Raw genomic sequence first — 23744 nt, 5'->3', positions numbered from 1 at the left:
CTCTACGATCCGTCTCCGGGTTGATCGCCGCGGGATCATCGATACTATAAGAAAAATCTCGCAGGGCTTGCCGGGAGGTCATTGGAGGCCCAATGCGAATAGCCATAATCGAAGACGAATACCTTGTCGCCGACGATCTCATGGCCGAGATCCGGCGCAGCGGTCATGAACCGATTGGCCCGTTTGCCGAGGTCAGTCCTGCTTTTCACGTAGCGAGTAGCGCAGCTATCGACGCAGCGCTTCTTGATATCGGCCTCCGTGCGCGGGCATCGTTTGAATTCGCAGATTTCCTTTTGCAAAGAAACATTACCTTTCTGATTCACACGGGATACAGCCGCGAAGTCATGCCCAGCCGATTTGCCCAGTACGTGCTTGAAAAGCCGATTCCAATTTGCGACGTGGTTGATCGCTTGTGTCACCATGCGCTTGTGCACGGCTCGCCGCGGAGCGGGTACGGCGTTGGTCAGTAGTTGCTGCAACGGCGGCCCGTAGCGTCTGCGGCAACGTTACCGCGACACTTGCTTCATGAGGTCAGCCGAAAAAGACTTGAGGCGCGCACGCTTCTGATCCTCGGACAAAGCTGCGTTGTGCCGCACCAAAGGACAGTAGAGCGTCAATACGAAATTGGTGATCTCTGCTGCTGACGCATTCGGATGAGCCATACGTACGCTGTTGACAATGCTGTGTGTCGCACGATCGCCACGCGCCGTAAGCATCGCTGAGAAGCTTTCCGTTTGAGCTCTCGTTTCCTTGATTGCGGCGTCGGTGTCGCTCGGATGGTATACAGGGCATTCGAGTGCGACCGCTGGAGTCGTGCCGAGCACGAGTGTGGCGGCGAGGCCAAGCAAGGGAAGAAGGCAAGCCGAACGAAGATGCATGCGAGATCTCGCTTCGCTCGTTGAAATCAAGTGGAATATAACGCGCATTGTCCGCCACAAGAGACATCGAGGCTCGATGATGGTCCGGTCGCGAACCAACATTCGAGCCCGACTGAACCGGTGCAAGTCGCGGGGGGGCAAGCCGCAGCCCAACCGCGACGTAATTTTCCGGTGCGGCTGTGCGATGCCAAAACCCGACGACGATTGTCGCCAGTGGCACTTTGGAGGTGGCTTCCACATACTCGGGTTACCTCATAAGCTGTGGGAGCTTGGCATGCTGATGGGCGTTGATCTTTTTTGTCATATTGATCGTAGCCGGATTGCTCGGCTTCAGCGGCATCGCTGCCGGTGCATCCACGATTGCTAAGTGACTGTTTTTCGCGGCTGTGGCGATCTTCGTGGTTTTCGTCATCATAGCCGTCTTGGCAGGGGAAGTCATTCTATAGGTGATACGAGCGAAGGCACTCCTCATCGAAGGCACTCCTCATCGCCAATGAGCGGAAGAGGGCGCTGGGCCGGCATTGCGTGCGGGTGCCAGAGAGCAGTTCGCGGCTGCTGGACTAGCGAGCTGCCGCCATCAAGATTGTCTCCGTTTGAAATTCAAGAGAAGTAGTACGCAAGCGCTAAAACGATATAGACGCCGATTAGCAGCAGGCCTTCGAACCAGGTGGTCTCGGCGTCTCTCGTGATTGAATTGACGATGAACGCAGTGCCCGCGATCGAAAACAGGTCGACGGGGTTCTGAAACACCAGGGTCATCGGCTTCCCGATCAACCAGGAGAAAATGACAAGAAGCGGAGCTACGACGAGCGCAATTTGGATCGCTGAACCGATGCAGAGCGTCATCACGAGACCCATTTGGTCGCGTCGAGCAAACCAGACAGCCGCAAATATGTCCGAACTGGTGCCGACGAGCGCAAGTACGACTACGCCGAGAAAAAGTGGCGTCACGCCAGTGGATTTGGCCGCCTCCGTCAGCGCGCCGGAGACAAATTCGCTCTGCAGGGCCGCCGCGCCGGTGCATGCCAGCAAGACAATCAAACAGGCGGTTACGGACCACGCAGATGTGGTAGGAGGCTCCTCATTGGTCGCGAAGACGTTCCGGTGAGTGATTAGCGTGAAGACGAGATTTCCGGAGTAAAGTATCAGCAGGACGACGGACACAGCCAGGCTAAGCAGTTCGTCCGAGGCGCTCACGTCGTTGATATGACGGACGCTACGGCCCGTGTAGTCGAATACGGCCGGCAGGAGCAGAGCGATCACGGACAGGACGAGCATGCTCGACAACAATCCAGCGCGCGCTTCGGCGAAACTTTGACGCTCGCGATTAAACCCGCCGGTGACGATGGCCAGCCCGAGCCCCAGCAAGCAGGTTGCTGCAATGGATCCGGTGATCTGGGCGTGGACAACCTCCACCTGCCCCCCAGCGAGAACGAACAGCGCAAGAATGAGTTCTGCCAGGCTTCCCAGGCTGACCGTCAGAAGGCCGCCCACTGCAGGGCCGGTATGGGAGGAAAGCTGGTCTGTTGCTACGCGGATCCATTCCGCGAGCACGGCTATAGCAAGAACGCCGGACCCGAAGATCCAGATCGGCGAAAGATGGAAAACGTACTCGCCGATCGGCGTGAAAAGCACGAACACCAGGGGCGCAAGTCGGGCCATGGCGCCGTATTTCCCGAAGGCACTATTTTTCCTCGAGGCGATGGGGGGCGGCAAGCGGGTGACTGGCTCCTGGCCGCTCTCCAAAATTGGCGGTTGTTCGATTTACAGTTAGGCGGGCTCGACGGAGCGCCGTCGACGGATTGCAACTGATCGACGCAAGGCTCTCCGCGGTCAATCTGCAGGCAGTTCGAAGAGATCAACGAGATGACGTGCGTTCCGTTCGCTGGGCCGGAGCGATGTTGGTACGTATCCGGACAATACAGCGAATCAAGGTGTTCGAAGGCGACCATCCGCATCGCGGCTCGAGGTCACGCATTGATTGCCCGCCAAGGATTGGTCGCATCGAGAGAATTTTTATGTGCCGTTAGTATCACCCGATGGCAGTTGCATGACAGTTCCTCAAGACGAGCCTTATCAAGAAGTTCGATCTGAGCGCGACCTTGCTTGATAATGCCTCGCGCTTCCAGGTCGCCCATAGTCGTGGTGATGCCGGCGCGCCGAACACCTAGGGCTTGTGCCATGCATCGATGCGTGAGTGGGATTTCGTGAGATGACAATTTGTCCTCCGCGATGAGCAGCCACCGAGCCAGTCGTTGTTGCAAGCTGTGACGCGAGTTGCATGCGGCGAGCTGGGAACTGTGGATCAGGGTAGCCTGGACGTATCGCAGGAGTAGTTTCTCGATTTCGACGTCGCTCTTGATCAACTCGATCAGCGCTTCGGCTTCGATCCGAAGGGCCCTGCCGGGTACCTGAACCATGCAGCGGTGAGGGGAAACTCGCATGCCAAGGATCAGGGGGATGCCGATAAAGTCCTTTGCTCCGACGGTCTGTATCTCGACCGGCAAGCAGTTCCCGGCCGTGGCCGTCAGCGAGGCGGCGCCTTGTTCTGGAAAATATGCGTACCGCAATGGAAGATTGCGCTCTTGCAACATTTGCCTCGGTTTCAATCTCACATCGTCGCAGCGACCAACGAGCAGAGAGCGTGATGGGTCTGGTAGGCGCCGGATCAGATCATTGGCGAAGTGGCGCGGCGGTTCTTTTCTCCCCTGCGCTGGATCGAGTGGAAGCGGGCGGAGAGAAAACGAACGGGTGCATGCGATTTCATTCCTCAACATATCAACCTCCGTGAAGGGCCATTTGTTGAGATGTGGGTGCGCGGCCTTCCGATCACAGTCGGGCTAAAGGTGCCATGTGTCAGGAGAAACCTGACAGCGACCTTCGATCGCCTCGCTCTACGGCCTCATCGGCGGCGCGTGCGCAACACTGGAGCAAGAAGCGAGCCGACGCAGGCTTGACTGGGGCCGCTCATTCTGTCGCCGCCTTCGCAACTGCTCGGCAAAATCATGATGCGCTTCCCGCTTAGCTTGGCACGGAAGCGGACCGTTGTTGAGGCGACCTCGAACTCTAGGCACAGGAAGCGATTATGAGATGAAGATGCCAGAACAATCCCTATCGCAGGAGCAATGGAATGCGGGTAAAGAGCAGGATCGCCCTCGCAATTCTCATAGGCACAATTTCAAGCTCGGTTCTGCCGGTCGCTGCGTGGTCCGAGACGGCAACGCCGGTTGCGACAGAACAATCAGCACATTCCCCACAGTTCTCCAGAACGGTTTACGATGGATACCGTGCCTCTCGCTTGCTTGGCAGTGCGGTGTTTTCCTTGAAAGGCGAGTATTTGGGAGCCGTCCGGAACATGATCCTTGCGGACGACGGGCAGATTGTTTCGTTTCTGGTTGAAGGCTTTAGAACAAAGGACGAGCCCGAGTTCATCTCGCGGATTCCCTTCAAGCGAGTGATGATGCCGCTTCACGAAGGAGCTATCGTTGCCGACTTCTCCGATTTGAGGTCGCGAGATTACGGCCTGTTTGTCGATCCCAGCCAGGCGCAGCCGGAGCCGCACGAGTTTTCGATTTCGAAAGTCATCGGCGACTACGCGCGGCTGCAGGCTGGGCAAGGCTATGGCTATATCTCCGATCTGGTTTTCGACAGCGGCGGCAAGCTTGCGGCAGTCGTGATATCCTGCGAAGCGTCTGCCGGCGGAGGGACCTACGCCTTTCCTTACCCAGGTGAAACCGGGCGATGGAGCCCGAAACTTAGCTACTATGGCCTGCCTTACGTCACGGCAGATCAGGCAAGCAAAGCCGGCCTGCGGCTCGACATGAAGGAGTTTCAAAATTCGTGAGGGTATTGAATCTGGGTAGCGTCCTGCGCCGCGCGTCTATGCAGATTAGCCCGGAGCGAACTGGTGCAGTCACGTCCTTCACAGCGGAAAGTCCTCCTTTTCCTCGAATCTGCCTGTGGACGTGGCTGCATCAGAGCGTCTTGGTCCGACCAGCGGTAGTAGTTGCTCACCGAGTGGGTGCATGTGCTCAGGGTCGTGCGAGAACGTCGGCGAAGGTCAACGCGAACATCGCGATCAGAAAGATCAACCCCGATATCGCCGCGAGGCGGATCAACGGCTTCGCTGAAGCAAGTTCCATAAAAAGCAGGACGACCAGCGCCGACTTTGTCCCGGCAATGACGATGCCGCTTGCAGTGGTAATTCGGCCCATGGGGATGTAGGCCGCAACAAGGCTCAGCAGCAGAAGTAGGAGTAGCGCGGCCCAGATCAGCAGGTTTCTCACCCAGAGGCGACGGACGGAACCTGATGCGCCTCGCCCGCTCATGATGCTCGTCCCGGCAAGTAGATGAGAGGGTAGAGGAAAATCCATACAATATCGACCAGGTGCCAATACAGGGCCATTACCTCAATTTCGGGATTGTCTTTCGTAGGTAGTTCGCGCCGATAGATCACCCAGATCAAGCGGCTTACCAGGGCAAGGCCGATCGACAGGTGGATCGCGTGCACACCCGTGACCAGCCAATAAAATCCGTAAAACAATTGGGCCCCGGGCTGAGGCAACGCAAACCCGGCTCCTGGCACGAGGTGCTTGTCAATGTCCTCCTTGTATTCGAAGCCCTTGATGACGATGAACGCGAGACCCAGCATCGCGGTGAGCACGAGGCCCGCGAGGACAATCCGCCGCAATCGCGCAGACTCCTCAGCCGCTTGCGCGGCGACCGCCATCGTCAGGCTGCTGGTCAACAGCACGGCGGTATTGATCGTACCGTACCAGACATTGGTTTCGCGGCCGGCGGCCGCGAACGCGTCCGGGTGCTCGATCCGGCACACGGTATAGGTTAGCAACAAGGCACCAAAGAACAGCGTTTCGCTGGCCAGGAATACCCAGATGCCGAACTTGCCCGCCTCACGCTGCCGGCCGAAATCGATCCAGGGTTCTCTCAGCAGTGCACTTTCGTCGCTCATCGCGTTTCTCTCGCGTTCTGCATTTCCGGAGGGTCGGTACCGGCGGACATGCCTTCGGCGTGGTAGTCATAGGGCGCACGGTCGACGCGAGGCTGCCGGTCGAAATTCTTGGGCGGCGGCGGCGAACTCGTGGTCCATTCGAGGCCGGTGGCGCCCCACGGATTCCTGGCGGCTTTTCCCCCGTAGAAGAGCGACCAGGTCAAATAGCCGAGCGGCAGCAAGTAGGCGAGCGCGAGCACCGCCGCGCCGGCCGACGACATCACGTTGTAGATCTGAAACTCCGCCGGATAGGTGTGATAGCGCCTGGGCATGCCGAGATAACCGGCGAAGAATTGAGGCAGGAACGTCATATTGAAGCCGGCATACATGAGAATGGCGGCGAACTTCGCCCAGCTCTCCGGATAGAGCCGGCCCGTCACCTTCGGCCACCAGAAGTGCAGGGCGGCAAAAAAGGCGGAAACAGAGCCGCCGACCATGATGTAGTGGAAATGGGCGACCACGAAATAGGTGTCGGTGACGTGGACGTCGACCGGGATCGAGGCGAGGAACAGCCCGGAGAGACCGCCGGTGGTGAACAATCCAACGAAGCCGAGCGCGTACAGCATCGGGGATTCGAAGCTGATCTGCCCGCGATAGAGCGAGGCCGTCCAGTTGAACACCTTGATCGCCGACGGCACCGCGATGATGAAGGAGAGGAACGAGAACACAAGGCTGGCGAGCGGCGACTGGCCGGAGACGAACATGTGGTGTCCCCAGACGAAGAAGCCGATGCCGGCGATCGCGAGCATGGCATAGACCATGAAGTCATAGCCGAAGATCCGCCGCCGCGCGAAACAGGGGATGATCTCGGACACCACGCCCATGGCCGGCAGCACCATAATGTAGACCGCCGGGTGCGAGTAGAACCAGAACAGGTGCTGGAACAGGATCGGATCGCCGCCGCGCGCGGGATCGAAAATCGGCAGGCCGAACACCCGCTCGGCGATCACCAGCAGCAGCGAGATCGCGAGCACGGGCGTCGCGAGCACCATGATCAGCGACGTCGCGTAGATCGCCCAAACGAACAGCGGCAGCCGGAACCAGGTCATGCCCGGGGCGCGCAGCATGTGGGTGGTCGCGATGAAGTTGACGCCGGTGGCGATGCTGGCGAAGCCGACCACGAACACGCCGGCCGCGGCGGCGAACACGTGGGTGTTGGAGAACATCGAGGAATAGGGCGTGTAGAACGTCCAGCCGGTGTCGACGCCGCCGGCGACGAGGGCATAGACGGTGAACGCGCCGGCCGCGATGGTCAGGTACCAGCTGAACAGATTGAGGCGCGGGAAGGCGACGTCCGGCGCCCCGATCATCAGCGGCAGCAGGAAGTTGCCGAATGTGTTGGGGATCGATGGCACGAGGAAGAACCAGACCATGATGATCCCGTGGAACGAGAACAACTTGTTGTAGGTGTCCGAGGTCAACAACCATCCGTTGGGCTGGAACAGCTCGAGCCGCACGGCGGTGATCGCCACGCCACCGAGGAAGAAGAAGATGGTGATGGTCACCGCGTAGAGGATCGCGATGCGCTTGTGGTCGGTGGTGGAAAGCCAGGACCACACCGTCGATCCGTGGCGCAGGTAATCCGGGCGCGGCGGCAGCGGCAGCTCTCCGGCGAGCAGGGAATCAGTCATTGGGCGGCTCCTCCCCGAGCGAGCGGATATAGGCGGTCAGGCTCTGGATCTCGCCGTCGTCGAGCAGCCCCTTGAAGCTCGGCATGATCGGCGCGAAGCCGGCGACGACGTCGCGCTTCGGTTGCAGGATGGAGTCGCGGAGATAGGCATCGTCGGCGGTGACGGTGCGCCCGTCGGCGAGCTGGACCGCGCGGCCATAGAGGCCGGCAAGCCGCGGCGCGTGAACGTTGGAGGAGGCGGCGTGACAGCCCGAGCAGCCCTGCGAGACGAACAGCTTGGCGCCTTCATGGGCGAGGTCGTCGCCTTCGGGCTGGCGGGTCAGCCATTTAGCATAATCCTCCGGCCGCATGACGACGATCTCGCCGCGCATCGCCGAATGGTTGGTGCCGCAATATTCGGCGCAGAGCAGCGGGAAGGTGCCGGCTTTGCTCGCCTCGAACCAGATGTCGGTGTCCCGGCCGGGCACCACGTCCTGCTTGACGCGGAACGCCGGCACGAAGAAGGAATGGATCACGTCTTGCGAACTCATTAGCAGATGCACCGGCTGGTGCAGCGGCACGTGCAGCGCGTTGATCTCGCGGGCCCCGTTCGCGTGCTGCGTCTTCCACATCCACTGCTTGGCGACCACGTGGATCTCGAGCGCGTGCGGCGGCGCGGCGAGGCTGCTGAGGTCGGCGGAGGAGGCCCACCAGAACAGGAATATGAAGGTGAGGAGCGTGGCGAGCGTCCAGCCGATCTCGAACTCGCGATTCAGAATCTCTGGCATCGGACCGCGCTTGGCCTTCGATCCGCGCCGGTAGCGCACGGCGAACAGCAGGATCAGCCCGAACACCAGCACGACGGTCGCACCGGACAGCGCCAGCAGGAGGTAGAAGATGTGATCGACCGTGACGGCGTGCGTGCTGGCCTCTGGCAGGCTGAACAGCGAGTTCATGCCGAAGCTCCGCGTCGTTTGCCGCGCAACAGCAACAGCCCGATCAGCCCCGCCATCGCGGCGATTGTTGCGGCGCCGAGAAGCTGCAGGATCGCGGCGATCCTGCTGGTATAGATGCCGTGCACCGCATCGAAGCCATAGCACAGCAGCGCGATCCGGCCGGGGAGTCCGCCGATGCGGCCGTCGCCGGCCTCGAGCAGCGCAAGGCGCAGATCGGCGGGCTGCAGCGCGAGGCTGGAGAGCGAGCGGACGACGCGGCCGTCCGGTGCGAGCGTGACGAACGCCGCCGGATGCGCGACGGCGTCGCGGCTGCGGTCGAACGCGGTACGATAACCGATGCTGTCGAGCAGCATCTGGACGTTGTCTTGCGATCCGGTCAGGACTGATGTCCCGGCCTGGCCGATCTGTCCCTCCGTGAAGCGCCGCGCGTCATCGCGGCTGTCGCGCGGATCGATCCCGACGATGACGATGCTGTAGTCGCGTCCCGCAGCGAGGCCGGTCTGCTGCAAGGCAGAGCTGGCGATCGTCAGCGCCGGCCCGCAGATCTGCCGGCAGGTGAAGTCGGCCGGGATCAGCAGCGTCGGACGCCCGGCGATCGCATCGCCGATCGACACGGGACGGCCGTCGAGACCGGTGAACCGCAAGGCGAGCGGGACATGCGCATCGGCTGGCGGATCGAGGGCGACGCGCCCGATCTCCTGCTCGGTCAATCCGGCCCGCGCGAGCGCTGGCCACAGCACAAGCGACAGAACGAGGAGAGCCCGCCTCATGGCTTGCCTCCGTCGCCGGGGACCGTTTGAGCGTCGTGATCCCCGATCGCATCATAGGCATGCGGGCCACGGCCGGCGACGAGCTGCATCGCCTGATCGATCGGGATGCGCGCCTGGTTGTGGTCGCGATCGACCCAGGCATAGCCGGAGAGCCGGGCCTGCTGCGCGGCCTCGAAGCGCGCGAGGTCAGCCTGCGGGGATGTCTGCAACGCCGGCGCCGGAAACCGCCGCTCCACGCGCGGCAAGAAGGCGCCCGGCACCTGCGCGTTCAGGAACAGCAGGATGCCTGCAATCGCGGCTGCCACGAACAGCAGGAAGCCGCCGACGACCGCCAGCACGACGCGGTTGTCGACGTCGGCCGGCTGCGGCAGCGCGCGATGTCCCATCTCTTCAACCGGCATGGCGCCCGCCTCCGAACGCGAGGCCTCGACCGAACAGCGCTGAAGACGCGGTCAGGATGACGAGCGAACCAAGGCCGGCGAGGGCAGCGGCTGCCTGCCGTTCGAATGCCGGCAGGATCAGCCAGGCGAAGTGCAGGCCGGTCCCGAGCAGCAGGAGACCACCGACGGCACGCAGGCCGGCACGGCTGGCGCGTACGCCCGCGAGCAGAAGCATCGTGAACGGCAGAACCGCGCCGATGACCAAGGTTGCGACCAGCACCGCGGCCCATGTGTCGGTGCCGCGCTTGAGGAACCATGCCGCCTTGTGCGGCAGATCGCCATACCAGGCGACCACGAACGTCATATAGGTGAGATAGACGACGCCCAGCAGCGTGGCCATCAGCAGCTTGCCGATGTCGCTCCTCGCCCGGCCTGCGACATTGGCTATCCCGACGACGCCAAGCACGGCGAGCGCCGCCAGCAACTGCTGGATCGCGATCATCGACGCGAAGTCGGTGGACACGTAATGCGGCTCGACCGACAGGAACCAGTCGACCGCGACCATGCTGATAGTGAGCCCGAAGAAGGCGAGGCCGAGCCCGGCCAATAGCCTGCCGCCGAGGCCGGATGCAAAGATCACTGCCAGAACCGACCATCCTGCCAGGGTGACCACCGCGCGCAGGATGAAGGACGCCTGACTCAGATACCAGACCGCGACATCCGGTTTTATCTCGCCGGGATTCGCAGCCCAGGGATAGATCGACGGCAGGGTAGCGAGCACCGGGACGAAGGCGATGGCAACGAGCGGCATCATGGCGGCGAGCGGACGCAGGACCGGTGCAGCGGCAATGGCCCAGGTTCCGCCGGTTAGCCGGTGGATGAGCAGCAAGTTCATGCTGCCGACCGGGACGCAGCTCCAGATCGCGAACGCCAGCAGCCAGCCTTGCAGCAGCGCCGGATCAACATCGAGCCGCCCGAGAACGAGCACCAGCGCGGCCGTGAGCGTCAGCAGCGCAAGCCCGGCCGCCGCATACCGGTTGCTGAACGCAGACAGAGTCTGTCGATGCGATGCCGCAATCATGGCAGCTTGCTCCTCAGCTGCGGGACCTCGGCCACGTCGGTCCGCTGCGACTGCTGAAGCGCGCGGATATAGGCGATGATGGCCCACCGATCGCGCGGCTCGACGCGGGCGGCATAGGAATACATCGCGCCGTACCCGTTGGTGACCACGTCGAAGAAGTGCCTGGCGTCGGCGGCGCGCAGCCGGCTCGAATGAAACGAGGGCGGGGCGGGAAAGCCGCGCTGCACGATCATGCCGTCACCGTGGCCGGAGAGCCCGTGACAGGGCGAGCAGTAGATCCCGAACCGCTCGCGGCCGCGCGCCAGCAGCGCCATGTCGACCGGCGGCGGCGTCGCGACCTGCCGCGCGCGATCGAGCTCACCCTGCGCCACCGCGCCCTGCGGCGGGACCTGGGCCTCGGTGCCGTCCCTGAACAGCGCCGCCTTCGCGAATGTGCCGTAGCGATTCTGCTGCGTCATCGAGTGGTCGCCGCAGCCGCCGAGCGCGGCCGGAAGCATCATCAAACAGAGCAGCCGACGGATCGTCATGGCGCGCGCAGCTCCGTCACCACGACCGCGCCGGCTTCGGTGAGCACCGTCCGCAAATCACTGGGATCGGTATCCGACGCGGCGACCAGGATGTAGCGGTCCTGGGTCGCGCGCTCGAAGCCCGGGATCTCGAACAGGGCATCGTGCAGCCGCGGCAGTCGGCACGACCGGAGGAAGGCGATCACGCCGGTGAGGGCGGCGGCAAAGACGCCGACCTCGAAGGGGACGAGCAGGAACACCTGCCAGGAATTGAGCGGCCGCCCCCCACTGTCGATCGGATAGTCGATCACGGCGCTGTACCATTGCAGACCGAACGCGAAAGCCGCGGTCGCGAGGCCGCCGATCAGCATCGCCACCCTTATCCGCGAGCGATCGAGGCCGAGCTGCTCCGCCAGCCCCTCGATCGGGTAGGGCGTGAAGGCGTCCAATGCGGCATGGCCCGTGCTCTTCACGCGCCGCAAAGCCGCTTGCAGCGTTTCGGCGTCGAGGAACTGCGCTACCAGCGTCGCGGTCATGCGGCGGCCTCCTCGTGGGCGAGTTCGCGCATGTCGAACATCGACACGCTCGGGATCAGCCGCATGAAGAGCAGGAACAGGAAGGCAAAGAAGCCGAGTGGCGCGATCAGGAAGCTCCAGTCCCAGAAGGTAAAATGGAAACTGCGCCATAGCGAAGGCATGTAGTCGTGCGACAGCGTATTCCAGACGATGAGGATACGCTCGAGCCACATTCCGATGTTGATCGCGATGGCGACAAGAATGAGCACCGGCAACGAACGTCGCGCGAACGGCCACCACAGGAGCTGAGGCACGAGGCAGTTGCAGGTCAGGAGCGCCCAGTACAGCGGTGCGTAGGTGCCGGTGAACTCGAAGCGCACAACGGCGCGGTCGGCATGCTCGCCGCCATACCAGCACATGAACCACTCGGTCGCATAGGAATAGAACATCACGATGGAGGCCATCAACAGGATGCGGGCCATCGCGTCGAAATGCCGGGGCGTAATGATGGCCTGGAGGCCGAGCCCCCATCGGATCCCCGCTGCGAGCACGACGACCATCGCGAAGCCGGAATACATTGCGCCGACCACGAAATAGGGCGGGAAGATGCTCTCCTGCCAGCCGGGCATGAGGCTCGCGGCGAAATCGAGGCCGACGATCGAATGGACCGAACAGACCAGCGGCACGCCGAGCGCCGCCATCGTGCTGTGCAGCGTCTGGAGCCGCGACCATTCCCGCGCCGAGCCGCGCCAGCCCAGCGCGAATGCGCCGTAGACGAGCTGGGCCCCTCGCCGCGGCGCGCGGTCGCGCAGGGTGGCGAGGTCGGGGATCAGGCTGACGTACCAGAACAGGATCGAGAACAGCAGATAGCTGACGATGGCCCAGAAGTCCCAGACCAGCGCGCTGCGCCATTGCGGCCACAGCGCCATCGTGTTCGGATAGGGCGCGAGCCAGTAGGCATAGATCGGCCGGCCGAGATGAATGATCGGCATCAGCCCGGCGATCGCGACCGCGAATAGCGTCATGGCTTCCGCAAAGCGGTTGATCGAGGCTCGCCATCGCTGCCTGGTCAGCAGCAGCATCGCCGAAATCAGCGTGCCGGCGTTGCCGATGCCGATCCACCAGACGTAATTGGCGATGGCCACGCCCCACACGATGGTGGAGTTGACGCCCCAGATGCCGATGCCGCGGTAGAACAGCCAGACGATCGCGACCAGCAGCCAGAGCACGAACGGCGCGGTGGCGAGCAGCGCGAGCCACCACCGTTTGCCGAACCCGGTGAACAGGGGGTCAGCGATGGCCTGGGTGATCGCGACGTCGTCGGCGCGCTCCGCCGAAATCCAGCGATGCGCGGGCGGCTGTTGCGGCACGAGGACTTGGCTCATGTCTACTCCTCCGCGGGATTGCGCAGGTCGGCCAGATAAGTGGTCCGCGGCCGCGTGCCGAGATGCCCGAGCAGGGCATAGTGGCGCGGATCGGCCTTATCGCGATTGATCTCGGCATCGGTGTGGTTGAGGTCGCCAAAGCTGATGGCGCGCGTCGGGCAGGCGTTCTGGCAGGCGGTACGCACCTCGTCGGGACCGAGCGTACGATTGTCGCGCTCCGCGCTGCGCCGCGCGCCGCTGATCCGCTGGACGCAATACGTGCACTTTTCCATCACGCCGCGGGCGCGAACGGTCACTTCCGGATTCTTCTGCCCGCGATAGGAGTCCGCGCCGAGATTGGCGTACTCCTCGCCGTCGGCGTAGCCGAAGAAATTGAAGCGCCGGACCTTGTACGGGCAATTCGCCTCGCAGAAGCGGGTCCCGATGCAGCGATTGTAGACCTGCCCGTTGAGGCCCTCGTGATCGTGCACGGAGGCCGCGACCGGGCAGACCGGCTCGCACGGCGCATGCTCGCAGTGCATGCAGGGGACCGGCTGGAAGCCGAGCAGCATCCCGTTCGCCGCGCCGTGATCGTAGACATCGACGCGCATCCAGTGCATGTCGCGTCCCATCGCGATCTGCTCCGGTCCCACGACCGGAACGTTGTTCTCGGCCTGGCACGACACCACGCAGGCATTGCAGCCGATGCAAACCGACGTGTCGATCACCATGGCCCAGGCATGGCCGTCGCTCGACTGGACGGTGCTCGGCATCAGGCTCGGCGTGGCGTCCGAGGCTGCCGCGGCCGGCGTATGGCCGAGCTGGTACAGCGGATAGAGTTCGCGGACATCGCCCGGGGTCCGCACCACGTTTTGCGTGGCGAGGATTGGCTCCCGCCGCCCGGTCGGCTTGATCGAGACGCTCGGAATGCGCCAGCGATGCTCTCCGGTTCGCAGCGCAAATGCATTGGCGCCGACACCGTCACCGATCGCGCCTGCGCTGTGCCGGCCCGCGCCGAGTGTGAGCGTGCCGATCCCGGCGGCGGACCCCGGCTCGGTCAGAACCGGCACGTCGAGCGTTTGATCGCCGGCGCCGATCGTGACGATATCGCCCGAGGCAACGCCGAGTCTCGCCGCGTCGTCGGGATGCAGTGCAAGCGCATTGCCCCAGACCTGCTTGGTCAGCGGCTTGGGGCATTCCTGCAGCCACGCATTGTTGGCAAAGGAGCCGTCCCACAGGCAGGGATCGGGGCGCAGGACCAGTGTGATGTCGCCGGCGTGTGCGTCCTGTGCTTCGCCGCCCGGCATCGGCGGTAGTTGCCGCGCAGCCGGGGTAGCGGCGGCGGCGCTGGTGCCGGCAATGACGCCGTCGTGCAGCGCCTGCTGCCACCACGCCTCGAAATTGCCGGTGGCCGCGCTCTGCCAGGTCTGCCGCACCAGATCATACGCGCTTGCATCCTGCTGTCCGGCGAGCCACGCCAGCAGCTCGTGAACGCCATGGCTGGCGTAGAGCGGCCTGATCAGCGGCTGGACGATGCTCGCGGTGCCATCGCTGGCGCGCAGATCCGACCAGGCTTCGAGCGGATGATGCTGCGGCACATGCCAGGTTGCGAGTGCCGCCGTCTCGTCGACATACTCGCCCATATGCAAACGGAACGGCGCTTGCTGCAGCCGCGCGCCGAACTGCAGATCGGCCGGCGCATCATAGACAGGGTTCGCGCCGACGATGACAAGCTGGCGCACGCGGCCCGCCGCGAGATCGCCCGCGAGCTGTTCGAGCGTGGCGGCCTGCTTGCCCGACGGCGTGCGATCGATCGGCTCGATGAGACGGACCGGCGCATTGATCTTTGCGTTGATCCAGTGAACCAGCGCATGGACCTCCTTCGGCAGGGTCGATCCCGCCATGACGAGCACTGCGCCCTTGTGGGCGCTGAGGTCCGCCGAAATTTTGCGCAGCAGCGCGCGCTCGTGCTCGGGGAGCTCCGTCGTCCCTTGAGCTGCACCAAGCTCTCCCGCGAGGCTCATCGCGAAGCGTTCGATGGCCTCGGGTCGCAGCGCCAGCCGCTCGTCGGCCTTGGCCCCCGTCAGCGTCAAGCCGCTCTCGAGGCAATAGAGACGCGAGAAGCTGTTGGCATCGCTTCGGCCCATGGCGAAGCCGCGGCCCTGCCGGATCTGGTCGGGCCCGTGTCCGATCGGGTCGGCATCCAGCGCGACGATCACGCGCGCCTTGGCGAGATCGGCGACGCCGTGAAGGGGCCGGCCATGGGCGAGCTCGCTGCCCTGGCGCGCGTTGTCGTCGTCGGTCGGATCGTAGGCGTGCCACGCTGCGGCGGGGAACGCCTGGAGCAGGCCATCGATCTGGCGGAGCACGGTCGGCGACGTGGTGCGGCTGGTCAACAGGCGCAGGCCGTCACCCTGACGATTGCGGGCGTCGGCGAGCTGGCTCGCCAGCGCGCCCTGCAACGCTTCGCGCGAACTAATGGCGCCCTCGTGCAGGATAGTGCGCGAGCGGTCCGGATCGTAGAGCGAGAGCACGGCGGCCTCGGCGAACACGTCGGTGGCGCCGAGACTGCCGGGATGGCGCGGATTTCCTTCCACCTTGATCGGCCGGCCGTCGATCGCGGTGACGATGACGCCGCGCCCTATTCCGGCAAGTCCGAGCGTCGTCGCGAATTTCAATGGTTCGCCGGGAACGATCCGCTCCGGCATCCGGACATAGGGCAGGATCTGCTGGTCCGGCTTGCTGCAGGCCGCGAGGCTGCTGGCCATGCCGGTCGCCAGCAGGCTGAGGGCCTGGCGCCGGTTGAGCTTGCTGCGCCGCGCCGGCTGCGGCCGCGTCGGCAATTCGGTCAGCGGTGGCATATCGTGCAGTCCTTCAAATGATCCGTGTGGATGTGATAGGTCGCGGCGAGCTTCGCGCCGGCCTCGGCCTGGTCCTTCGGTGCGTGCCAGTTGGGGTCGAACACCGCCTCGGCGGGACGCAAATGCGGTGCGGGGTTGCGGTGGCAGTCGAGGCACCATTGCATCGTGAGCGGCGCCGCCTGCCGCATCAGCCGCATCTGTCCGACCTCGCCATGGCAGGTGGTGCAGCCGACGCCCTTGGCGACGTGAACCGAATGATCGAAATAGACGTAATCCGGCAGCCGGTGGACGCGCGTCCATGCGATCGGCTGGCCTTTGGCGAGACTCTCGCGCACCGGCGCCAGCATCTGCGCGTTGGTCCAGATCTGCGAATGGCAGGTCATGCAGGTCTCGGTCGGCGGCATGCCCGCAAAGCGCGCCTTTTCGACCGAGGTGTGACAGTAGCGGCAGTCGAGCCCGAGCCCTGAGACATGATGCTCGTGGCTGAACGGCACGGGCTGGTTCCGCGTGACGTTCTGGTCGGTGACGTAGGGCGAGCGCATCAGTTGATAGGACAGTCCGACGGACAGCACCGGAGTTGCTCCAATCGCCGCGATCACCAGGGTGGCGATCGTGTTCGCGCCGGGACGAAAAAGCTGCATCCGTCGGCCCCCTGCCGTAGCCGTGCCGTCACGCGCGAATGCGAACCGGGACCGATTTTGCCGCCGGCGTCTTGGAGTGCTTGTCGTGGTGGGACAGCGGGATCAGCGGATTCATTTCCGGGTAGTAAGCGCCGACGCAGCCGTCCGGCAGTTTGAACGGGGTCACCTTGAGGGGTCCCACTACGCGCGAGACGCCGTCCTCGGCGTCGCTGACGAGCGAGACCATCTGGCCGTCCTGCAGACCGGCGCGCGCGATCTCGTCCGGATTCATCAGGAGCACGTCCCGCGTACCCTCGATGCCGCGCAGGCGGTCGCTGTAGCCGTAGATGGTCGTGTTGAACTGGTCGTTGCTTCGCATGGTCAGCAGGCGGAAGCGGCCGGGCGCATCGGAAAAACCGGTCGAGGTCAGCGTGTCCGGCACGGTGAACTCGGCCTTGCCGCTTGCGGTCTTCCAGATCCGTTCGCGGGCCAAGTTGCCACGGTAGAAGCCGCCAGGCGTGAACATCCGCGCGTTGAAATCGTGGAATTCGTCCGGATAGGTTTCGGCGATCTCGTTGCGGATCAGGTCGTAATTGCCGACCCACGCATCCCATGTCAATTTCGGGTAGGGCCGCAGCGTCGCCTTGGCGAGACCCGCGACGATCGCAACTTCGGATCTGAGATGCTCGCTCGCCGGCTTGCGCAGCCCGATCGAGCCCTGGATGCAGCTGAACGTGTCCTCCATGGTGACGGCTTGCTGCCCGCTCGCCTGGATGTCTTCCTCGGTGCGACCGAGGCACGGCAGCAGATAGGCGGCCTTGCCATGGATCAGGTGACTGCGGTTGAGCTTGGTTGCGATCTGCACCGTCAGCTCGAGGTCGCGCCAAGCCTGCTCCATCTTGGCGCGTTCGGGAATCGCGCGCACGAAGTTGCCGCCCAAGCCGACGAAGGCCTTGACCTTGCCGGCGAGTACGCCCTCGCAGGTCTCCACCGTGTTCATGCCCTTGTCGCGCGGCGGTTCGAACCCGAACTGCTTGGCGTATTTGTCGAGCGGCACCAGTTCGGGCTTTTCCGAGATGCCGACGGTGCGCTGGCCCTGCACGTTCGAATGCCCGCGCACCGGCGAGATCCCGGTGCCGTTGCGGCCGATATTACCTTTCAGCAGCAGCATGTTGACCAGCATGCCGACGTTCTGGAAGCCGTGCACGTGCTGGGTCAGCCCCATGCCGTAGATCCCGATGACGCGGTCGGCCTCGACATAGACTTGGGCGGCTCCCTCGATCACCTCCCGGCTGAGAGCGGAGGCGGCTTCGATCTCGCTCCACGGCGTCGCACGGATCTTGGCCTCGAACTGCTCGAAGCCGTGTGTATGCTGTTCGACGAAGGGCGCATCGATGACGCGCTTGCCTTGCTGCTTGGCCGCATCGTCAGCGGCGAAGACGTGCTTGCAGATGCCGACGATGACCGCGATGTCGCCACCGACTTTCACTTGGTGGTACTGGCTGCTGATCTGGGTGCTCTTGCCCGTCAGCATTTCGGTCGGGTTTTGCGGATTGACGAAGAATTCCAGGCTCCTCTCGCGAACGGGATTGAAGGTGATGATCTTCACGCCGCGCTTGGCCGCGTCCTGGAGCGGATGCAGGAAGCGCGGGCTGTTCGATCCGGTGTTCTGTCCAAAGAAGAACATCGCATCGCAATTGCTGAGGTCGTCGAACACCACGGTCCCGACCCCGGCGCCGATCAGCTTCTTGAGCGCAACCGACGTCGTCTCGTGGCACATGTTCGAACTGTCCGGCAGGTTGTTGTTGCCGTAGACGCGCGCGAACAGGGCGTAGAGATAGGAGGTTTCCAGGCTGGCGCGGCCCGACGAATAGAACACCACCGACTTGGGATCGAGCACTTTCAATTGCGTCCCGATCGCCTGAAAGGCTTCATCCCAGGAACAGGCGACGTATGTGTCAGTCGCGCTATCGTAGCGCAGCGGATGCGTCAGGCGGCCCTGCTGCTCGAGGTCGTAATCGCTCCAGGCGAGCAGGTCGCTGATTGTGTGTTCGGCGAAGAACTCCGGCGTGCAGCGGCGTGAGGTCAACTCCCAAAGGGTCGCCTTGGCGCCGTTCTCGCAGAATTCGAACGTGTGGTAATCGGCCGGCTTCGCCCACGAGCAGGAAACGCACATGAAGCCTTTCGGCTTGTTTTGCCGGCGAAGGGTATTCAGCGCCGCCGGCGAATCCCACTCTTTGCCGAATATCCGGGCAATCCCTTCGAGAGAGCCCCATCCGCCGGCTGGACCATCGTATTCAACTGTATTGGGAGTGTCGTCGCCAGCCTTGTTCGGTCGCGCCATGATCTTGCTTCTCTTCGGGAACCCGCCAGCCCGGTGCATCGCCAACGTATGTTCGTGATGGCGGTTCCTCGGCTCGGCCCTTCTTGCCACTCGAAGAACGGAGAGAGCGCTGCGGGAAAAGGGCAACGACACCAAGGTCTTCGATCGGACGGCGGATGGCGCGTCTCATTCGCGACAGATAGTTTGACCGCTGCCGTACCGGAAATCGCGCACTCGCGCGATGTTGATTGGGCGAGTTCGTTCGATAGGAGCGAGGAACCCGGGCGCCCGGCAGAGGTTGCCAGACGCTAATCTCGGAGCCGGCCATGGATGATCGCTGCACACTCGAGAAGCCAGAGCTGGTCTGGCGAGGGCGCGATCCGATCCCGTCTTCGCGCAGAGTCGCAGAGGAGCGGCCGATAGCGCTCACCTACAACGGATCGACCTATGCAGTAATGATGGCCTCGCCAGTTGATCTCGTAGACTTCGGTATCGGCTTTACCTTAAGCGAAGGCATTGTGGACGACTGTGATGACATCCTCAGCATCGACACCGTCGAGCTCGAGCTGGGGTGCGAACTGCGGATCTGGCTCGGCGGCTCGCACGCTGATCTCCTTGCCAACAGGCGGAGGGCGATGGTCGGGCCGGTCGGCTGCGGCCTGTGCGGAATCGAGAGTTTGGAGCAGGCCTGCCCACGCCCGGCGCGCGTCGTCAGCCCCGCTGGATTTCACCCGTTTGACATTTTGAAGGCGATGGCCTCGTTGCGGCCGCTCCAGCAACATAACCAGGCGACGGGCGCGATGCACGCAGCGGCGTTCTGGGGCGGCGATGACATTCGATTGGTCAGGGAGGACGTCGGACGCCACAACGCGTTGGACAAACTCGCGGGTGCGATAGCCAGAGCTGGCCTGGAGACGTCGCAGGGCGCCGTCCTCATAACCAGTCGGGTCTCCGTCGAACTTGTGCAGAAAACCGCGCGAATGGGCGTGCCGCTTCTCGTCGCCGTGTCAGCGCCGACTTCGCTGGCGATCGAGACCGCCGAGCGGGCGGGCGTTACGCTCGTCGCCGTCGCACGTGACGATGGTTACGAGATATTCAGCCATACAAGCCGGCTGCTCTTTGAAACGAAAGAATTGGTCTCCGCAGGGGTCGAGCGGTCAGCTCCTGAGATGCTTTCCCGCTGAACTTCGGCTCTTGAGGGCAATCGGGAGCGTGCCTTCGTTCGGTCTCGTACTGACATCAGATCGCGCACGCCGTTTCGGTCGGAACGTCTGTAGCCGGCAAGCGCTGTGGTGATGTTCGGCTTTCCAAACTGAAAGGAGACAGCGATGAAGACGACGCTTTTGGCGGGATTCCTGCTCGCCGCGATGGCCGCCACTCCAGCACTGGCGCAAGGGGGTGGCTCGAATTCCACAAGTACCACGCAGTCAACCGCCAACTCGGGCCAAAACACGGCGGTACAAGAAATTCAAGACGATCTCAAGAAGGCAGGCTTCACCGACATCAAAGTCGTGGCCGAATCCTTCGTCGTGCAGGCCAAAACCAAGGACGGAAATCCCATGGTGATGACGATTGGTCCTCATGGCATGTCGGTGTTCGAAGCGATGAACGCGACCACGACAGGATCCGGCTCCTCAGCTAACTCTCAGGGGACGACGGGCTCAAGCTCTTCAAACAGCAGCGCCAACTCCAAGTAGATCCTCGCACCTTGGCGAACATCGCGGCTCTCAAAAGCAGGCCCTGCGATGTTCGTCTGGTGCCGCCGAAGCGAGACGTACGGGAGCGTACGCACATCGTAGGTGATGGCCAACCGAACTCCGAAACGTTCTGGTTGCCTGACCGTTGCTCCAACGTCGAGCGCGAAAGAACCGCGAGAAAATCCAATGAATGTCAGCGAATTCGTTTGGCACCGGTTGTCCGAATGGGGATTGCGCCGGGTTTATGGGTATCCGGGGGATGGAGTAGGGGGCCTGGACGTCGCCCTTGAAGGCGCGAAAGACAAGTTCGACTACGTGCAGGTTCGCCACGAAGAGATGGCAGCCTTCATGGCCTCGGCCCACGCAAAGTTTACCGGGCAGGTTGGCCTCTGCTACGCGACCTCGGGACCCGGCGCAATTCACCTTCTCAACGGTCTGTACGACGCCAAGATGGACCACGTTCCCGTGGTTGCGCTCGTTGGGCAGCAGGCGAGAAGCGCAATCGGGGCGAGCTATCAGCAGGAAGTCGATCTGCAGGTCCTGTTTCAGGATGTTGCCGAGTATGTCGCACAGGCAAGCGTGCCCGAGCAGGTGCGTCACCTGATCGACCGGGCCGTGCGCATTGCGCACAACAAGCGCGCCGTTACCTGCGTGATCCTACCGAAAGACGTTCAGGAACTGGATTACCAGGATCCGCCTCTCGCGCATGGTGCGATCCACACGGGTGTCGGATATGCCGAGCCGGCAAGGCGACCGGACGAGGATCTGGTGCGCGCCGCCGCCGAGGTACTGAACAGCGGCAAGAAGGTCGCGATGCTGGTTGGCGCAGGCGCCTTGAACGCGACCGATGAGGTCATCACGGTGGCCGAGCGCCTTCAGGCGGGGGTGGCCAAAGCCCTCCTTGGAAAGGCAGCTCTCCCGGACGAACTCCCCTTTGTAACCGGTTCCATCGGGCTGCTCGGCACTAAGCCGAGTTGGGACCTTATGAAGAATTGCGACACGTTCCTGATGGTCGGTTCTGCGTTTCCATACAGCGAGTTTCTGCCGGAGCCGGGCGCGGCGCGCGGCGTTCAGATCGATATCGACGGCGCCAGGTTGAGCCTGCGTTACCCCATGGAAGTCAACATCGTCGGGGACAGCTCCTTGGCGCTGCAGACGCTGCTGCCGCATCTTCAGCAGAAACAAAAATCTTCATGGCGTGGTGAAATCGAGGAGGGCGTGCAAGAATGGTGGCAGACGCTTGAAAAGCGCGCCATGGATTCGGCGGAGCCGCTCAATCCGCAACGCGTATTCTGGGAGCTCTCGCCCCGTCTGCCTGAGAACGCGATCATCACCGCAGATTCAGGCTCGGTTGCCAATTGGTATGCCCGCGACCTAAAAATGCGTCGGGGCATGAAAGCCTCGTTGTCCGGAGGCCTGGCTTCACTGGGTGCCGGGACGCCCTACGCCCTGGCTGGCAAAATGGCTTATCCGGACAGGACAGTGATCGCCTGCATGGGCGACGGCGCCATGCAAATGAACGGACTGAACGTCCTGATCACGATCTCGAAGTATTGGCAAACCTGGTCAAATCCTCGCCTGATCGTCCTCGTCCTCAATAACCGCGACCTCAATCAAGTGACTTGGGAGGAGCGGATCCAACTCGGGGCAGGGAAGACGCTATCGACTCAGAGCATCCCGGACTTTCCGTACCGTCGTTATGCCGAGTTGATCGGTCTCAAGGGCATCTTCGTCGACGATCCCGAACGTGTGGGTGCCGCCTGGGACGAAGCGCTATCGGCCGATCGTCCGGTCGTACTCGAGGCATACACCGATCCCAACGTTCCCCCCTTGCCGCCGCACATCACCCTGAAGGATGCCAAAAACTTCGTCAGTATGATTCCGTCCGAGCCCGAGCTTGGGAGCGTTCTCAAGAACAGCGCCAAGGAATTGTTTGCGACCGTACTGCCGGGGAAAGGATAATGGTCGAGGTTGCGATCGAGGCGGTGAAAGCGCGCGCCTTCGAGGTCCCGACCGATCGACCCGAAGCGGACGGGACCATGAGTTGGGATTCAACAACACTGGTGCTGGTCGAGATTGCAGCCGGTGACAAGTCCGGGATCGGGTACACGTATTCCGATCGGAGCATCGTCGCGCTCATCGCAGAGAAGCTCACCTCGATCGTCCGTGGGAAGGATGCGTTGGCGCCTCAGGCAGTCTGGAGTGCGATGCAGCGCGCCGTCCGCAATCTGGGCCGCGAAGGGCTTGCTGCGACCGCAATCTCTGCCGTCGACACGGCGCTGTACGACCTGAAGGCGCGGCTCTTGGATGTGCCGCTGGTTCAGCTCCTCGGAAGCTACCGTACGGCCGTCCCGATCTATGGAAGCGGAGGCTTCACGACTTATTCCGACAGCGACCTGGCGGATCAGCTCGGCGGGTGGGTTTCCGACGACGGCTGCGAGCACGTCAAGATGAAAGTGGGCTCAGAGCCCGATCTCGATCCGCACCGGGTACGCGTCGTCAGCCGCGCGATCGGCGAGCGCGCCGCCCTGTTCATCGATGCAAACGGCGCCTATTCGGTGAAGCAGGCGCTTCAACTTGCCGACGTGTTCGGACAGCACGGCGTCAAATGGTTCGAGGAGCCGGTGTCGTCGGACGACCTTGAAGGCTTGCGTGCGGTCCGTGCCCGTGCCCCGGCGGGCATGGACGTTGCTGCAGGAGAGTATGCATATACAGCCGACTATGTTCGCGTGATGCTCGGATCCGGTGCCGTCGACGTGCAGCAGGCGGATATTTCGCGGTGTGGCGGCGTGACGGGGTTCTTGCAGATTGCTTCGCTTTGCGACGCGCACCACATCGACCTGTCGGGCCATTGCGCACCCACTCTGCATCTTCACGCCGCCTGCGCGGCGCCGCGGCTCCGGCATCTGGAATGGTTTCACGACCACGTTCGGATCGAGCAAATGCTCTTCGATGGCGCGCCCACTCCACGCAATGGCGCCATCCAGCCCGACCTGTCGCGGCCAGGCAATGGTCTGATCTTCAAGAATGCGGATGCTGCACGCTATGCGATCTAACCAGCTGAGAAGAGGGAGAACAGGTGGCGTCTCCCAAGCCGTGTTGGGTGAGGCGAGGCGGGAGCGGGCCGGTCTGCTTTGCGCAGCTCGTTCGGTTTCCCGCTTAGGCCAGCGCGAGGC

The 23744-nt window shown here is 63.1% G+C and carries 22 protein-coding genes and 1 pseudogene; 7 read left to right on the top strand and 16 right to left on the bottom strand.

Annotated features, from left to right (window positions below; genetic code table 11):
• The first annotated feature begins 92 nt into the window (after nucleotides 1–92).
• The gene (locus tag QY049_RS24390) at nucleotides 93–470 is read left to right on the top strand and encodes a response regulator (protein ID WP_301270019.1); all 378 of its coding nucleotides are present in this window, start codon (nucleotides 93–95) and stop codon (nucleotides 468–470) included.
• Between the two features lie 36 nt (nucleotides 471–506).
• Here the strand turns inward: QY049_RS24390 and QY049_RS24385 are convergent, their stop codons facing one another.
• Complete coding sequence (locus tag QY049_RS24385; RefSeq protein WP_301270018.1) at nucleotides 507–878, bottom strand: hypothetical protein; 372 nt, start codon at nucleotides 876–878, stop codon at nucleotides 507–509.
• A 287-nt stretch (nucleotides 879–1165) separates the two neighbouring features.
• On the opposite strand from QY049_RS24385, the pseudogene QY049_RS24380 reads away from it, so the two are divergent.
• Nucleotides 1166–1324: pseudogene (locus QY049_RS24380) on the top strand (DUF1328 domain-containing protein).
• Between the two features lie 154 nt (nucleotides 1325–1478).
• Here the strand turns inward: QY049_RS24380 and cax are convergent.
• Nucleotides 1479–2540 carry a calcium/proton exchanger gene (gene cax, locus QY049_RS24375; protein ID WP_301270017.1) on the bottom strand — a complete coding sequence of 354 codons (1062 nt, stop codon included), beginning with the start codon at nucleotides 2538–2540 and terminating at the stop codon, nucleotides 1479–1481.
• Between the two features lie 308 nt (nucleotides 2541–2848).
• Nucleotides 2849–3655: a Crp/Fnr family transcriptional regulator gene (locus QY049_RS24370; protein ID WP_301270016.1), complete on the bottom strand. Its 807-nt coding sequence runs from the start codon at nucleotides 3653–3655 to the stop codon at nucleotides 2849–2851.
• 353 nt (nucleotides 3656–4008) lie between these two features.
• Between QY049_RS24370 and QY049_RS24365 the strand changes: the two genes are divergently transcribed.
• Complete coding sequence (locus QY049_RS24365) at nucleotides 4009–4722, top strand: PRC-barrel domain-containing protein (protein ID WP_301270015.1); 714 nt, start codon at nucleotides 4009–4011, stop codon at nucleotides 4720–4722.
• Between the two features lie 187 nt (nucleotides 4723–4909).
• On the opposite strand, the gene QY049_RS24360 is transcribed toward QY049_RS24365, so the two are convergent.
• The 13 genes from QY049_RS24360 to QY049_RS24300 are packed head-to-tail and all read right to left on the bottom strand — an operon-like array spanning nucleotide 4910 to nucleotide 18892.
• Entirely contained in the window at nucleotides 4910–5206 is a 297-nt protein-coding gene (locus QY049_RS24360) for a cytochrome C oxidase subunit IV family protein (protein ID WP_301270014.1), read from the bottom strand.
• The gene (locus tag QY049_RS24355; RefSeq protein ID WP_301270013.1) at nucleotides 5203–5847 is read right to left on the bottom strand and encodes a cytochrome c oxidase subunit 3 family protein; all 645 of its coding nucleotides are present in this window, start codon (nucleotides 5845–5847) and stop codon (nucleotides 5203–5205) included. The genes QY049_RS24360 and QY049_RS24355 overlap by 4 nt, the downstream gene beginning before the upstream one ends.
• Complete coding sequence (ctaD, locus tag QY049_RS24350) at nucleotides 5844–7517, bottom strand: cytochrome c oxidase subunit I (protein ID WP_301270012.1); 1674 nt, start codon at nucleotides 7515–7517, stop codon at nucleotides 5844–5846. Before ctaD ends, QY049_RS24355 begins: the two co-directional genes overlap by 4 nt.
• Nucleotides 7510–8451: a cytochrome c oxidase subunit II gene (gene coxB / locus QY049_RS24345; RefSeq protein WP_301270011.1), complete on the bottom strand. Its 942-nt coding sequence runs from the start codon at nucleotides 8449–8451 to the stop codon at nucleotides 7510–7512. The genes ctaD and coxB overlap by 8 nt, the downstream gene beginning before the upstream one ends.
• Nucleotides 8448–9221 carry an SCO family protein gene (locus tag QY049_RS24340; RefSeq protein ID WP_301270010.1) on the bottom strand — a complete coding sequence of 258 codons (774 nt, stop codon included), beginning with the start codon at nucleotides 9219–9221 and terminating at the stop codon, nucleotides 8448–8450. Before QY049_RS24340 ends, coxB begins: the two co-directional genes overlap by 4 nt.
• Nucleotides 9218–9622: a hypothetical protein gene (locus tag QY049_RS24335; protein ID WP_301270009.1), complete on the bottom strand. Its 405-nt coding sequence runs from the start codon at nucleotides 9620–9622 to the stop codon at nucleotides 9218–9220. Before QY049_RS24335 ends, QY049_RS24340 begins: the two co-directional genes overlap by 4 nt.
• Nucleotides 9612–10682 (bottom strand): hypothetical protein, encoded by a 1071-nt coding sequence (locus QY049_RS24330; RefSeq protein ID WP_301270008.1) that lies wholly within the window; start codon nucleotides 10680–10682, stop codon nucleotides 9612–9614. The genes QY049_RS24335 and QY049_RS24330 overlap by 11 nt, the downstream gene beginning before the upstream one ends.
• Nucleotides 10679–11203: a cytochrome c gene (locus QY049_RS24325; protein ID WP_301270075.1), complete on the bottom strand. Its 525-nt coding sequence runs from the start codon at nucleotides 11201–11203 to the stop codon at nucleotides 10679–10681. Before QY049_RS24325 ends, QY049_RS24330 begins: the two co-directional genes overlap by 4 nt.
• Nucleotides 11204–11205: 2 nt before the next feature.
• Complete coding sequence (locus QY049_RS24320) at nucleotides 11206–11724, bottom strand: DUF3341 domain-containing protein (RefSeq protein WP_301270007.1); 519 nt, start codon at nucleotides 11722–11724, stop codon at nucleotides 11206–11208.
• Nucleotides 11721–13088, bottom strand: a complete 1368-nt coding sequence (nrfD, locus tag QY049_RS24315) for an NrfD/PsrC family molybdoenzyme membrane anchor subunit (RefSeq protein ID WP_301270006.1) — start codon at nucleotides 13086–13088, stop codon at nucleotides 11721–11723. The genes QY049_RS24320 and nrfD overlap by 4 nt, the downstream gene beginning before the upstream one ends.
• A gap of 2 nt (nucleotides 13089–13090) precedes the next feature.
• Entirely contained in the window at nucleotides 13091–15928 is a 2838-nt protein-coding gene (locus QY049_RS24310; RefSeq protein WP_301270005.1) for a 4Fe-4S dicluster domain-containing protein, read from the bottom strand.
• On the bottom strand, nucleotides 15916–16569 hold the full coding sequence (locus QY049_RS24305; RefSeq protein WP_301270004.1) for a cytochrome c3 family protein: 654 nt from the start codon (nucleotides 16567–16569) through the stop codon (nucleotides 15916–15918). Before QY049_RS24305 ends, QY049_RS24310 begins: the two co-directional genes overlap by 13 nt.
• Before the next feature lie 28 nt (nucleotides 16570–16597).
• A complete protein-coding gene (locus tag QY049_RS24300; protein WP_301270003.1) occupies nucleotides 16598–18892 on the bottom strand; it encodes an FdhF/YdeP family oxidoreductase in 2295 nt (764 codons plus the stop codon).
• 305 nt (nucleotides 18893–19197) lie between these two features.
• Here QY049_RS24300 and fdhD point away from each other — a divergent pair, with 305 nt between their 5' ends.
• The 4 genes from fdhD (at nucleotide 19198) to QY049_RS24280 (ending at nucleotide 23624) form a co-directional block, all read left to right on the top strand.
• Complete coding sequence (fdhD, locus tag QY049_RS24295; protein ID WP_301270002.1) at nucleotides 19198–20055, top strand: formate dehydrogenase accessory sulfurtransferase FdhD; 858 nt, start codon at nucleotides 19198–19200, stop codon at nucleotides 20053–20055.
• A 144-nt stretch (nucleotides 20056–20199) separates the two neighbouring features.
• On the top strand, nucleotides 20200–20568 hold the full coding sequence (locus QY049_RS24290; protein ID WP_301270001.1) for a hypothetical protein: 369 nt from the start codon (nucleotides 20200–20202) through the stop codon (nucleotides 20566–20568).
• 186 nt (nucleotides 20569–20754) lie between these two features.
• Nucleotides 20755–22530, top strand: coding sequence for a thiamine pyrophosphate-requiring protein (locus QY049_RS24285; protein ID WP_301270000.1), 1776 nt, complete (start codon nucleotides 20755–20757; stop codon nucleotides 22528–22530).
• Nucleotides 22527–23624 (top strand): enolase C-terminal domain-like protein, encoded by a 1098-nt coding sequence (locus QY049_RS24280; protein WP_301270074.1) that lies wholly within the window; start codon nucleotides 22527–22529, stop codon nucleotides 23622–23624. The genes QY049_RS24285 and QY049_RS24280 overlap by 4 nt, the downstream gene beginning before the upstream one ends.
• Nucleotides 23625–23744: the final 120 nt, after the last annotated feature.

Source organism: Bradyrhizobium sp. WYCCWR 13022 (assembly GCF_030435535.1).
Lineage (GTDB): Bacteria > Pseudomonadota > Alphaproteobacteria > Rhizobiales > Xanthobacteraceae > Bradyrhizobium.
The sequence above is the reverse complement of the archived record's forward strand: the minus strand, read 5'-3'. Positions and strand labels throughout refer to the sequence as shown.